The sequence below is a fragment of the Thalassotalea agarivorans genome (genome assembly GCF_030295955.1).
Classification (GTDB): domain Bacteria; phylum Pseudomonadota; class Gammaproteobacteria; order Enterobacterales; family Alteromonadaceae; genus Thalassotalea_D; species Thalassotalea_D agarivorans.
Window position 1 is genome coordinate 962,831 of sequence record NZ_AP027363.1, and the last position, 12,776, is coordinate 975,606.

Below are 12,776 nucleotides of genomic sequence, written 5' to 3' on the forward strand. Positions count from 1 at the left end.
GTCAGAACATGTTCTGACCCCAAATGGTTTTAATCTAAGGTTGTTGCCTTTGCATTTAAGCTAGGTCGGCATCTGTTATTTCATCTACAGAAACCCATTTATGGCGCTATCTCTCGCTATTTAGGCAATGACTCAAATTAGCTAGCAAGTGAAATCTTGCTAACTTCTTTAGTATCTATTTTGCGAATTTTTACACAATGGGGTCAGAACATGTTCTGACCCCAAATGTTTTGAGGGGTTAAAGGCTTTACACCGCTGATCAGCCTTTTATAATAGAGCCTATTCATCAGGGATTTATAAGCAATATATGCGTATTTTTACTGCTATCATGGCTGTGCTACTCATACTGTTCCAATACAGACTTTGGTTCGGTAAAAATAGTATTCCTGATTATCTCGATCTCCAAGAAGACGTTGCTAGGCAGCAACTTGCCAATGAAAAGCTCAAACAACGCAATAAAGTGTTGTATGCCGATATTGATGACCTCAAGGTGGGTATTGAAGCGGTTGAAGAGCGTGCAAGAAATGAATTGGGTATGATCAAAGAAGGCGAAACCTTTTTTCGCATCATTCCAAAAACACAAAGCGTTGAATCCTTAGATTATCCGCAACGAGAAGAACGTTAATGTCTACAAGTGCTAAACATAGCATTGCTGCAATAGTACCTGCCGCAGGCGTTGGCAAACGCATGCAAAGCGACACCCCAAAGCAGTACCTAACCATTGGGGGCAAATGTGTTATAGAGCATACTCTCGAAAAGTTACTGCAGGTTGCTGCAATCGAAAAAATAGTGGTTGTGCTAAGCAAACACGATGACGTTTTTGAAACCTTGGCTATTGCTAAGCATCCTCGTATCTCTACCGAAATTGGTGGCGCCGAGCGCGTTGATTCAGTGTATGCAGGGCTCACTTCTTTAAACGATGAATACCAATGGGCGTTGGTCCACGATGCTGCCAGGCCCTGCGTTGAGCCGGGTGATATAAAAGCGCTAATAGCTACATGCACAGAGTCGACTGAAGGTGGCTTACTCGCTTATCCAGCGAAAGATACGATAAAACGAGCAAATGCAGATGGAAATGTTGAAACTACGGTGTCTAGAGAATTGATTTGGCATGCTCTAACGCCGCAAATGTACAAAGTACATGATTTGGTTAAAGCAATTGATTTTAGCTTGGCTCAACAATTTACGATCACAGATGAATCTTCTGCAATAGAAGCGGTCAATAAACCTAGCCACTTAGTTGTTGGTTCAAGTTTGAATATTAAAATTACCAGCCCAGAAGACTTACATTTAGCAGAGATGATACTGCAACAACAGGTGAACACATGAGAATAGGTCACGGCTTTGACGTGCACAAATTTGGTGGTGAAGGCCCACTGGTAATTGGTGGTGTGGAAATCCCATACGAACAAGGCTTTATTGCACACTCTGATGGAGACGTTGCGATTCATGCACTTTGTGATGCAATTCTTGGCGCGCTTGCGCTAGCTGATATAGGCAATCACTTTCCTGATACCGACGATAGTTATGAAAATATATCAAGTCGCATATTACTGCGTCATGTTGTTGAGTTGATGCAAGGCAAGGGGTATAAGCTAGGGAACGCCGATATAACCATTTGTGCGCAAGCGCCTAAAATGGCGCCTCATTTACTTGCCATGCGGGAATGCTTAGCGCAAGACATGCAAGCAGATATCGAACAAGTGAATGTAAAAGCAACGACCACGGAAAAATTAGGTTTTGAAGGACGAAAAGAGGGTATTTCAGTTCATGCAGTAGTGCTGTTGGTCAATCATCAGCAGGAGTGTTGTTAATGAAAGATAGCTGGGCCTTTTTGCATGGCAAGCCGACAACTCAATGCCAAATGCGCAGCTCCATGGCCGATTTTCAAGTGGATGAATTATTGCCTTTCGAGCCTTGCGGCGAAGGCGAACACTACTTATTGCATATCGAAAAAACAGGTGCCAATACGGTTTTTGTGGCACGCCAGCTTGCAAAATTTTTCGACGTAAAAGAAAAGTTTGTTAGCTACGCCGGTTTAAAAGATAGATTTGCTGTTACGACCCAATGGTTTGGGGTGCATGTGCCCGGTAAACAAACGTATGATTTTGATGGGTTGCAAATCGAAGGCGTAAAGCTACTGCAAGCAAAGCGTCACAATAAAAAGCTAAAGACGGGTGCTTTGCTTGGCAATAAATTTACTCTAGTGCTTCGCAACGTGTCTGATGCAAACCTGCTTGCACAAAGGTGGGAAAAAATTTCGAAAACCGGCGTACCTAATTATTTTGGCGAACAGCGTTTTGGTATTGAAGGCAACAACATTGCACAAGCAAAAGCGATGTTTGATGGCAAACGCATTAAAGACAAAAAGAAACGCAGTATTTATTTATCAGCAGCGCGCTCTTTGATTTTTAATGATGTTGTGTCCAAGCGCATAGCGCAATCCCATTTTGAACAACCGATTCTCGGTGATGTGTTTATGCTATCGGGTACACAGTCGATATTTGCTGCCGAGAAAATTGACGATGACATCATCGATAGATTTAACCGTTACGACATAGATATAACCGCACCACTTTGGGGTAAAGGTGAATTAGCGAGTTTCGGTCAAGCCGCAGAAATAGAACAAATGGTTGCCGACGCGCATCAAGATTTTTGTGATGGATTAAAAAAATTTGGTTTAAAGCAAGAGCGCAGACGCATAAGATTAATGCCGGAGCAAACAAACATTGCAATTGCAGGTGACGATGTAACCCTAACGTTTTTTTTACCAGCAGGATGTTTTGCTACCACGATATTGCGAGAGTTAACGCAGTATGAAGATTTAACGCAGCGAGCACAGCACGATGGCTAACAAACAACTGAATATATTGCTAAGCAACGATGATGGCGTTAATGCGCTAGGCATAAAGGTGCTTTATCAGGCGTTATCTCAAATTGCTAATGTTACCGTTGTTGCCCCTGATCGCAACTGCAGCGGCGCCAGTAATTCTCTGACTTTGTTAAACCCGCTAAGGGCGGAAAAGTTAGACAACGGTTTTTATTCGGTTAATGGTACGCCAACTGATTCTGTTCATGTTGGTATTAGTCAAATTTGCCAAACGCCGCCTGACCTAGTTGTAGCGGGAATTAACCATGGCCCTAATTTAGGTGATGACACCTTGTATTCTGGCACTGTTGCCGCGGCAACAGAAGGCCGCCATATGGGGTTACCTGCGGTTGCAGTTTCGCTTGCGGGTAAAGATGAGCGTTTTTTTGAAACCGCCGCGGAAGTAGCGGTAAAAGTCATTAATAATTTGGCGAATCATCCGCTAGAAAAAGATCAAATATTAAATATCAATGTTCCTTGCTTGCCTATTGAAGCGCTTAAAGGCATTAAAGCAACAAGGCTTGGCAATCGCCACAAAGCTGAAGTCATGCAAAAAAGTACGGATCCATGGCAACGGGACATCTATTGGTATGGTAAGTTGGGCGATGAACACGATGGTGGCGAAGGCACTGACTTTCACGCAATTAAACATGGCTATGCTGCAATAACACCTTTAACGGTAGACATGACAGCACATAAAAGCCTGAACAATATGAAAAAATGGATAAGTGAACTTAAACTATGAATGTATCGAGCCGCATAAGTGGGAAGTCGAGTCGTAGCGGCGATATTTTAGCCCAAAAACTACATCAAGAAGGGATAAAAAACCCAACTGTGTTACAAGCGATAGCTAATTCACCTCGTCATATTTTTGTGCCTGAGATATTAGCGCATAAGGCGTATGACAATACGGCATTACCCATTGGCCAGGGACAAACGATTTCGCAACCATATATTGTCGCTAAAATGTCAGAACTATTGCTGCTTGACGGTAAGCCAGACAAGATTCTAGAAATCGGCACAGGCAGCGGTTACCAAACATCAATCCTAGCGCAGCTAACCAACAAAGTTTACTCAGTAGAGCGTATTAAAACACTCCAACTTCAAGCTAAGCGTAAGTTACAAACTATCGACCTGCACAATGTGCAAATGAAACATGGTGACGGTTGGCAAGGGTGGAAGAGTAAAGGCCCATTTCCTGCAATCATTGTAACTGCTGGCGCGACAAGTGTACCGCAAGCTCTATTAGAGCAGTTAAGAGACGGTGGTAGATTAATTATTCCTGTAGGTGATGGGCAGCAAATGTTGAAGCTTATTACTCGCCGCGGTGATGATTTTGATGTTCAACAAATTGAGGCAGTAAGATTTGTCCCCTTGATTCCAGGAGCCTTGTCGTGAAAATATTTTCGCCGTTATATGACTGGACGCTACGTTGGGCAAAACATAAATTTGCTCCGGCAATGTTAGGCTTTATTTCATTTATTGAATCGATCTTTTTCCCTATACCTACTGACGTAATGCTAGCGCCAATGGTATTGGCAGAACAGAAAAAAGCATGGCGGTATGCAGCTATTGCAACCGTTACCTCCGTATTGGGTGGCGCTGTAGGCTTTTGGTTAGGCTACTTTATGTTTGAGCCATGGATTCAACCGATTATTGCTGAAATTGGTTATCAAGATAAGCTCGACAAAGTAATGGCTTGGTTTAGCGAGTGGGGTTTATGGGTTGTCTTTATTGCCGGCTTTTCACCAGTACCTTATAAACTGTTTACTGTGTCAGCAGGCTTTTTACACATGGCCTTTTTACCCTTCTTTATTGCGTCGGCCATTAGCCGAGGTATGCGCTTTTACCTAGTTGCTGGTTTGATTAAGTGGGGTGGCCCAAACATGGAAGCTAAGTTAAGGCAGTGGATTGACGTGATTGGTTGGGCCGTTGTTGTACTTGTCATTATTCTGTACTTTGTTTTTAGATAGTGTCCGCGCCAATTGTATGATGAGTTCTACGTTTTACCGATTTGTTGTATCAATTTCTCTGCTAGCCATACTAGGTGCCTGTGCTCGTCATGAACCTGCGCCAGTGGTCGGTGGCTTTGCTGCTACGCCTTTGTCGCAACAGGTAAAAAATAGTATTACAGGTACTTACTATACGGTTAAAAAGGGGGAGACCCTGTACTCCATTGCATGGCGAGCAGATACCGACGTTAGAAGCTTAGCTAAGCTGAATAATATCTCAGCGCCGTACCATATTTACCCGGGTCAAAAAATATTCTTATCAGCTACTTCGCCCCAAGTCAGCAAAAATAAGGGGGTAACAAAAGCGCCTTCTCAAAATAATAAAACTGTCACAAAAAAATCACTTGCACAGAATTCTAAGCAGGCGTATGGTGGAGATGAGAATGCTCAAAAAACGAACGATAATCGAACATCATCTGACCGGTCATTTTCTCAGAAAATAGGGGAATGGCAGTGGCCAGCTAAAGGGAAAATTATAGGGACTTTTTCGAGCGCTCCTCAAGGCAACAAGGGAATTGATATTGCTGGCAGCATAGGAAATGACATATACGCCGCAGCAGATGGGCGAGTTGTATATGTGGGTGATGCGCTAAGAGGCTATGGTAAGCTCGTTATTATTAAACATAACGACGATTATTTAAGCGCTTACGCTCACAACGACAAGATACTTGTAAAAGAAAAACAGTCTGTCGATGCTGGTGATATCATTGCAAAAATGGGTGACACCGACGCGCAAAGAGTCATGCTTCACTTTGAAGTTCGCTTTCGCGGAAAATCGGTCAATCCTCTGAAGTATTTGCCAAGAAAATAACCCGAATAAACCCCACTAACAAATGCTTGGTGTGGTGTTTTTTTCGCTCTAAATAACAACAAAAACCATGGAGTTGACGTGAGGATTTAATTTTTAACCGCTTAGCTGAGAACGGGAGTGTTAGCATGAGCTTGGAAAAAGAATTAGAAGAAACAATCGTTGAAGGCACAACAACCAAGGCACCAAAAAAGTCCAGGAAGGTAGTGTCGAAACAGGACAGTGAAGTACCATCTAATTTTGACGCTACACAGTTGTACTTGAGTGAAATTGGATTTTCGCCGCTATTATCTGCGGAAGAGGAAGTATATTTTTCTCGCCTCGCCTTAAAAGGTGATGAAGCAGCGCGAAAACGAATGATCGAAAGTAATCTCAGGTTAGTTGTTAAGATCGCACGTCGTTATAACAATCGTGGTCTCCCCTTATTAGACTTAATCGAAGAAGGCAATTTAGGCTTGATTCGCGCGGTGGAAAAATTTGATCCAGAACGTGGGTTCCGTTTTTCAACCTATGCAACATGGTGGATTCGTCAAACGATTGAACGGGCCATAATGAATCAAACCCGTACGATTCGTCTTCCAATCCATGTGGTTAAAGAACTCAACATCTATTTACGTACAGCGAGAGAGCTTGTGCAAAAGCTTGATCATGAACCGACTGCAGAAGATATTTCTAAAGCGTTAGACGTACCGGTGGAAGACGTCAGCAAAATGTTGCGTTTAAATGAGCGTATTGCGTCAGTAGATACACCTTTTGCAGGGGATGGTGAAAAAGGTTTATTAGATATAATCCCTGACGAGAAAGCAGGCGGTCCAGAGAGTAAACTCCAATCGGACGATATCAAACATTCTATTGTCGATTGGTTAAATGAATTAAATCCAAAACAAAAAGAAGTACTAGCACGACGATTTGGCTTGTTAGGCTATGAAGCATCAACACTTGAAGATGTTGGTTCTGAAATAGGCTTAACGCGAGAAAGAGTACGTCAAATCCAAGTAGAAGCGCTAAAACGTTTACGCGATTTATTAAAACAGCAAAACTTGTCGATTGAATCTTTATTCCAAGAACATTAAGACAAGTAGCAAGAAAAGAAAAAGAGGCGAAAGCCTCTTTTTTTATACGTCTTTTTTCAGCAAATACAACCAATCAAGCGCTTGTCTTGGAGACAGATTGTCTACATCGAGTGCTTGCAATTTTTCTACCGCAGGATGGGTAAAGTCCATCAAAGGTAGTTGTTTGTCACTTTCCTTAGCGCTCGTCACTGTCGGTTGTTTATTTTGTTCCAGCTCCGCCAGTTTTTCTTTAGCGCGCAATATCGCACTGCGCGGTACACCTGCTAGTTGAGCAACTTGTAAACCAAAACTTTTGCTAGCAGGCCCTTCTGAAACGGCATGCATAAAGATAATTTCATCGTCATGTTCAACAGCGTCTAAATGCACGTTTTCCATGCCGTCGACTTGTTTCGCTAACATGGTTAACTCAAAATAATGGCTCGCAAACAAGGTAAAGGCTTTAATTTGTTGTGCCAGCATTTCTGCTGTTGCCCAGGCCAATGATAGGCCGTCGTAAGTACTTGTTCCGCGTCCTATTTCATCGAGTAAAACTAAACTCTTGGCGGTAGCATTATGTAGAATATTTGCTGTTTCTGTCATCTCAACCATGAAGGTTGAACGGCCGCTGGCAAGGTCATCGCTCGCGCCGATGCGGGTAAATATTCTGTCGACCATGCCTATAGTTGCGCTTTGCGCAGGAACATAACATCCAATATGTGCAAGCAATGTTATAAGCGCTGTTTGACGCATATATGTTGATTTACCGCCCATATTAGGGCCGGTAATAATAAGCATTTTTCTGTTGTCATTTAACACCACTGGGTTGGCAATAAACGGTGTTTGACTGACGTGTTCAACCACAGGGTGGCGGCCTTGATCGATATCGATACCTGGCTTGTCTGCAAGGGTTGGTTTGACATAATTAAGCGCAATTGCACGTTCGGCGAAAGTAGCTAAAACATCTATTTCGGCAAGCGCTTCTGCCAATGTTTGTAACTGTTCTAGATGTGGCAGAAACTGTTCAAAAAGTTGTTCGTATAGCTTTTTTTCTAGTGCTAGAAAGCGAGATTGTGCGGTAAGCACTTTTTCTTCATGCGATTTCAACTCTTCGGTAATATAACGCTCATTATTCTTGAGTGTTTGTCGCCTGATATAGTGGTCGGGCACTTGAGTGGCAGAAGCTTTGCTGACTTCAATAAAGAAGCCGTGCACTTTGTTATAGCCAACTTTAAGTGTGGCAATACCAGTTTGTTCTCGCTCTTTTAATTCTAAGTTCTCAAGATACTCCGTTGCACCTTGACTGAGCTGTCTAAGCTCGTCGAGTTCTTCATTGTAACCAGGGGCAAGCACTCCGCCATCACGAATCACAACAGGAGGGTTATCAACTATTGCCTCTTCCAACAAAGATTGCAGGGTTTCAATAGGTGACACTTGTTGTGCTAATGCTTTTAAATGACCTTGGCTGTCTTCTAACACGTTTGCTAATTGTGGCAACTGCTGTAGGCACTGACGTAATCTAGAAAAATCTCTAGGTCTTGCGCTACGCATGGCGATTCTAGAGACAATACGCTCGGCATCCCCGACATGTTTTAGTAGTAGCGCTATATCGCTATAACTTTCCTGGTCAATAATATGTGCTATTGCATCTTGTCTTCCCGACAATATTGTTAGGTCGCGCAGTGGAAAGTGAAGCCAACGTTTTAATAGGCGAGAGCCCATAGGCGATGCCGTTTGATCTAACACTGAAGCAAGGGTGTTTTCATATCCACCTTGCAGATTACTGGTTAGTTCCAGGTTTCGGCGTGTGGCGGCATCTAAAATGACCGCTCGGCTTTGTACTTCACATCTAATCGAACGAATATGAGGTAATGCTGTTCGTTGACTGTCTTTGACATATTGCATTAAACAGCCTGCTGCCATAAGTCCAGTTGCGTAGTCACTTACACCAAAGCCACTTAACTCTTTTGTACCAAATTGCTGATTTAACAGGCGGATACTGGTGTCTAGGTCAAACTCCCACTCAGGTCTTCTTCTACACCCTTTTTGGCTTTCAACAAGGGTAGGGTAAGCAAACTGCTCCGGATACAAAAGTTCTGCTGGAGATAGGCGTTGTAATTCCGCTTGCAGTTGTTCTTGTGTGTCTAACTCAGTGAGCATAAATCGGCCACTGGTTACATCTAAGTAGCTCAAACCGATTTTGTCTTCATGTGCATATACCGCAGCAATTAAGTTATCTTGCCTGTCGGTTAGCAATGCTTCATCACTTACGGTACCTGGCGTAACTATTTTGACAACTTTTCGTTCAACTGGACCTTTAGACGTTGCAGGATCGCCAACTTGTTCGCAAATTGCGACGGACTCACCTAGTTTAACCAACCGGGCTAAATAAGATTCGACAGCGTGATAGGGCACACCTGCCATTGGGATAGCATTGCCACCCGTTTTACCGCGCGCAGTTAACGATATATCAAGTAAGTCGGCAGCTCGTTTTGCGTCGTCAAAAAACAATTCATAAAAATCGCCCATGCGATAAAAAAGTAGAATATTGGGAAATTCCGCTTTAATGGTGAGGTACTGCCTCATCATTGGCGTATGTTGCGATAAATCTTGTGCGGTCATGGATAAACTGTACTGATTTTTAAGAACGTTATTGTTATAGCGGCTATTATGCCACAGCTATTTTTGTTTGGCGTTAAATTACAGTGTTTTCACCATTTTTACTGTATAAATCTTTCTTGATTAATTAATGAACGATTCTTTTGTTTTGTTTATTTCTTTTAATATCAATATCTTAATTGAATATTTGATAATAATTTTGAAAAACTCTTGATACTGTACAGTCATACAGTATACTGGTGTGCATTAGATGAATTACATGTTCCTTAATTGGGAGTTTTTAATGGATGCAAATAAAGAAAAAGCGTTAGCCGCAGCACTTGGTCAAATTGAACGTCAATTTGGTAAAGGTTCGATCATGAAGTTGGGTGAAAACCGCAGCATGAACGTTGAAACCATTTCTACAGGTTCAATTGGTTTAGATATTGCGCTTGGCGCTGGTGGTCTTCCAATGGGACGTGTTGTTGAAATTTATGGTCCTGAATCAAGTGGTAAAACAACCTTAACACTAGAGGTTATTGCCGAAGCACAACGTAACGGAAAAGTTTGTGCCTTTGTTGATGCTGAGCATGCTTTGGATCCAATTTATGCCGCTAAGCTTGGTGTAAACGTAGATGAGCTATTAGTATCGCAACCAGATACAGGCGAACAAGCGTTAGAGATATGCGACATGTTAACTCGCTCTGGTGCTATTGACGTTATCGTAGTCGACTCGGTAGCTGCGTTAACGCCAAAAGCTGAGATTGAAGGTGACATGGGGGATTCGCACGTTGGTTTGCAAGCACGTATGTTGTCGCAAGCTATGCGTAAACTTACGGGTAATCTGAAGCAGTCGAATACCATGATGATTTTCATCAACCAAATTCGTATGAAGATCGGTGTTATGTTTGGTAACCCTGAAACAACAACGGGTGGTAATGCACTGAAGTTCTATGCGTCAGTACGTTTAGATATTCGTAGAATTGGTGCAGTGAAGCAAGGCGACGAAATTGTTGGTAATGAAACGCGCGTTAAGGTAGTGAAAAACAAGATTGCACCACCATTTAAACAAGTTGAATTTCAAATTATGTATGGCGAAGGCATCAATAACTATGGTGAATTGATCGACCTAGGTGTACAAAACAAAATGGTTGAAAAAGCGGGTGCTTGGTACAGCTATAACGGCGACAAGATAGGTCAAGGTAAGGCTAATGCGGTTAACTTTTTGAAAGAGAACCCAGAAATTGCTAACGAAATCGACAGCCGTATTCGTGAAATTTACTTAAACAAAAACGTAGAGCAAGACGAAGAAGAAGCAGTAGCTGAATAAATCGTTAAGCTGGTTATACATTGAAACGCCGCTAATAATTAGCGGCGTTTTTTAATGCTTATTGCGCCAGGTATTTGGCGTGAAAGGCAACGTGTTCTTCAATAAAACTGGCGATAAAATAATAACTGTGATCATAGCCGGGTTGCATTCTTATGGTCACATCTAGCTGCTTCTCTTTAACAATGTCGGTAAGGCGTTCGGTTAACAGTTGTTCCTTGAGAAATTCGTCATCTAAACCTTGGTCAATTAAGCAGGGCAGTGTGTTATCACAAGCGCGCATAAGCTCACAGGTATCGTGCGCTTCCCAAATCCCACAATGGGCACCCAAGTAATGCGTGAATGCTTTTTGCCCCCAGGGACAGTTTATAGGGTTTACAATAGGACTAAACGCGGATATTGAAGTAAACATGTCTTTGTTTTTCAACGCTATTGTCAACGCGCCATGGCCACCCATTGAATGCCCACTAATCGCTTTTTTATTGGATACTGGCAGATGTTGCTCTACCAGTTGTGGTAATTCTTCGGTGACATAACTGTACATTTGGTAATGTGCTTGCCAAGGTGGCTGCGTTGCGTTGACATAAAAGCCTGCGCCTTGTCCAAGGTCGTAACTAGGGTCATTAGCGATATCTTCCCCTCGCGGGCTAGTATCGGGTGCTACAATGGCGATACCATGTTTTTCTGCGTATTGCTGTGCACCAGCTTTTTGCATAAAATTTTCATCCGTGCAAGTTAACCCTGATAGCCAGTAAAGTACCGGCACAGGTGTTGTTTTAGCTTTGCTCGGCAGGAACACCGCAAAAATCATATCGCATGCTAACGTCGATGAACGGTGCTTGAAACGAATATGTTCGCCACCAAATACCGTATTAGTTGAGAGTTTTTCTATAGTCACTCGTTTTCCTTATCGTAAAGTACAACAGAACGTATCGACTTACCTTCATGCATAAGATCAAATGCTTCATTAATGTTTTCTAGTGGCATGGTGTGAGTAATGAGTTCATCTATTTTTATTTTACCTTCCATGTACCAGTCTACAATTTTAGGTACATCAGTACGACCTCTAGCGCCACCAAATGCGGTGCCTTTCCATGACCGACCGGTAACAAGCTGGAAAGGGCGGGTTGATATCTCTTGGCCAGCACCAGCAACACCGATGATCCAAGATTCACCCCAACCTTTATGGCAACACTCTAACGCCTGTCTCATGGTGTTTACGTTGCCAATACATTCAAAACTATAATCTGCGCCACCGTCTGTAAGTTCGATAATCTTTGCTACGACATCATCGACGTCTTTTGGATTAATAAAATCTGTCATGCCAAATTCTGTCGCTAATGTTTTTTTACTGTCATTGAGGTCAACGCCGATGATTTTGTTCGCGCCAACCAGTTTAGCCCCCTGAATAACATTAAGCCCAATGCCGCCAAGACCAAACACAACAACATTGGAGCCTGGTTCTACTTTTGCGTCAAAAGCGACAGCACCGACGCCAGTAGTAACACCACAGCCGATATAGCAGACCTTATCGAACGGCGCATCTTTGCGAATTTTAGCGACGGCTATTTCAGGCAGTACGGTATGGTTAGCAAACGTAGAACAGCCCATATAGTGCAAGATAGGCTCGCCATCGATGGAAAAACGAGACGTGCCATCTGGCATCACACCCTGTCCTTGGGTTTCACGTATAGACTGGCAAAGGTTAGTCTTTGGGTGCAAACAAAACTTACATTCGCGACACTCGGGCGTATATAAAGGAATGACATGATCGCCGACAGCAACTGACGAAACACCTTCTCCAACCTCAATGACCACGCCTGCGCCTTCATGACCAAGTATCGCTGGAAAGGCACCCTCTGGATCGTCTCCCGATAGGGTAAAAGCATCTGTATGGCAAACCCCTGTCGCTTTAAGTTCTATTAATACTTCACCTGCTTGTGGTGGAGCGAGCTCTACCTCCATTATTCTTAAGGGTTCTCCTGCCTTAAAGGCTACTGCGGCTTTTGTTTTCATATGCAACTCTCGTTTATTTCACTTGTATAAAAATGTAGTTGTCTTTTTGTGGTTTCGAAAGAAAATATTTTGGACGTCTATACGTTTAGATGTTGAC

The 12,776-nt window shown here is 42.8% G+C and carries 13 protein-coding genes; 10 read left to right on the forward strand and 3 right to left on the reverse strand.

Annotated elements, in window-relative coordinates; genetic code table 11:
• The first annotated feature begins 307 nt into the window (after positions 1 to 307).
• The 9 genes from ftsB (at position 308) to rpoS (ending at position 6,762) form a co-directional block, all read left to right on the forward strand.
• Entirely contained in the window at positions 308 to 625 is a 318-nt protein-coding gene (ftsB, locus tag QUD85_RS04530) for a cell division protein FtsB (RefSeq protein ID WP_093327280.1), read from the forward strand.
• Positions 625 to 1,329 (forward strand): 2-C-methyl-D-erythritol 4-phosphate cytidylyltransferase, encoded by a 705-nt coding sequence (ispD, locus tag QUD85_RS04535; protein WP_093327282.1) that lies wholly within the window; start codon positions 625 to 627, stop codon positions 1,327 to 1,329. Before ftsB ends, ispD begins: the two co-directional genes overlap by 1 nt.
• Positions 1,326 to 1,814, forward strand: a complete 489-nt coding sequence (gene ispF, locus QUD85_RS04540) for a 2-C-methyl-D-erythritol 2,4-cyclodiphosphate synthase (protein ID WP_093327284.1) — start codon at positions 1,326 to 1,328, stop codon at positions 1,812 to 1,814. Before ispD ends, ispF begins: the two co-directional genes overlap by 4 nt.
• A complete protein-coding gene (gene truD, locus QUD85_RS04545; RefSeq protein WP_093327286.1) occupies positions 1,814 to 2,854 on the forward strand; it encodes a tRNA pseudouridine(13) synthase TruD in 1,041 nt (346 codons plus the stop codon). The genes ispF and truD overlap by 1 nt, the downstream gene beginning before the upstream one ends.
• Before the next feature lie 7 nt (positions 2,855 to 2,861).
• Positions 2,862 to 3,614, forward strand: coding sequence for a 5'/3'-nucleotidase SurE (gene surE / locus QUD85_RS04550; RefSeq protein ID WP_093327620.1), 753 nt, complete (start codon positions 2,862 to 2,864; stop codon positions 3,612 to 3,614).
• Positions 3,611 to 4,267 (forward strand): protein-L-isoaspartate(D-aspartate) O-methyltransferase, encoded by a 657-nt coding sequence (locus QUD85_RS04555; protein ID WP_093327287.1) that lies wholly within the window; start codon positions 3,611 to 3,613, stop codon positions 4,265 to 4,267. Before surE ends, QUD85_RS04555 begins: the two co-directional genes overlap by 4 nt.
• Positions 4,264 to 4,842, forward strand: coding sequence for a YqaA family protein (locus QUD85_RS04560; RefSeq protein WP_093327288.1), 579 nt, complete (start codon positions 4,264 to 4,266; stop codon positions 4,840 to 4,842). The genes QUD85_RS04555 and QUD85_RS04560 overlap by 4 nt, the downstream gene beginning before the upstream one ends.
• A gap of 19 nt (positions 4,843 to 4,861) precedes the next feature.
• A complete protein-coding gene (locus QUD85_RS04565) occupies positions 4,862 to 5,692 on the forward strand; it encodes a peptidoglycan DD-metalloendopeptidase family protein (RefSeq protein ID WP_407705092.1) in 831 nt (276 codons plus the stop codon).
• 125 nt (positions 5,693 to 5,817) lie between these two features.
• Positions 5,818 to 6,762, forward strand: coding sequence for an RNA polymerase sigma factor RpoS (gene rpoS / locus QUD85_RS04570; RefSeq protein ID WP_093327291.1), 945 nt, complete (start codon positions 5,818 to 5,820; stop codon positions 6,760 to 6,762).
• A 42-nt stretch (positions 6,763 to 6,804) separates the two neighbouring features.
• Here the strand turns inward: rpoS and mutS are convergent, their stop codons facing one another.
• A complete protein-coding gene (gene mutS, locus QUD85_RS04575) occupies positions 6,805 to 9,360 on the reverse strand; it encodes a DNA mismatch repair protein MutS (RefSeq protein WP_093327292.1) in 2,556 nt (851 codons plus the stop codon).
• A gap of 280 nt (positions 9,361 to 9,640) precedes the next feature.
• On the opposite strand from mutS, the gene recA reads away from it, so the two are divergent.
• Entirely contained in the window at positions 9,641 to 10,666 is a 1,026-nt protein-coding gene (recA, locus tag QUD85_RS04580) for a recombinase RecA (RefSeq protein WP_093327293.1), read from the forward strand.
• Between the two features lie 58 nt (positions 10,667 to 10,724).
• On the opposite strand, the gene fghA is transcribed toward recA, so the two are convergent.
• Both fghA and QUD85_RS04590 read right to left on the reverse strand, forming a co-directional pair.
• Positions 10,725 to 11,561: an S-formylglutathione hydrolase gene (fghA, locus tag QUD85_RS04585; RefSeq protein WP_093327295.1), complete on the reverse strand. Its 837-nt coding sequence runs from the start codon at positions 11,559 to 11,561 to the stop codon at positions 10,725 to 10,727.
• A complete protein-coding gene (locus QUD85_RS04590) occupies positions 11,558 to 12,679 on the reverse strand; it encodes an S-(hydroxymethyl)glutathione dehydrogenase/class III alcohol dehydrogenase (RefSeq protein ID WP_093327296.1) in 1,122 nt (373 codons plus the stop codon). The genes fghA and QUD85_RS04590 overlap by 4 nt, the downstream gene beginning before the upstream one ends.
• Positions 12,680 to 12,776 lie beyond the last annotated feature (97 nt).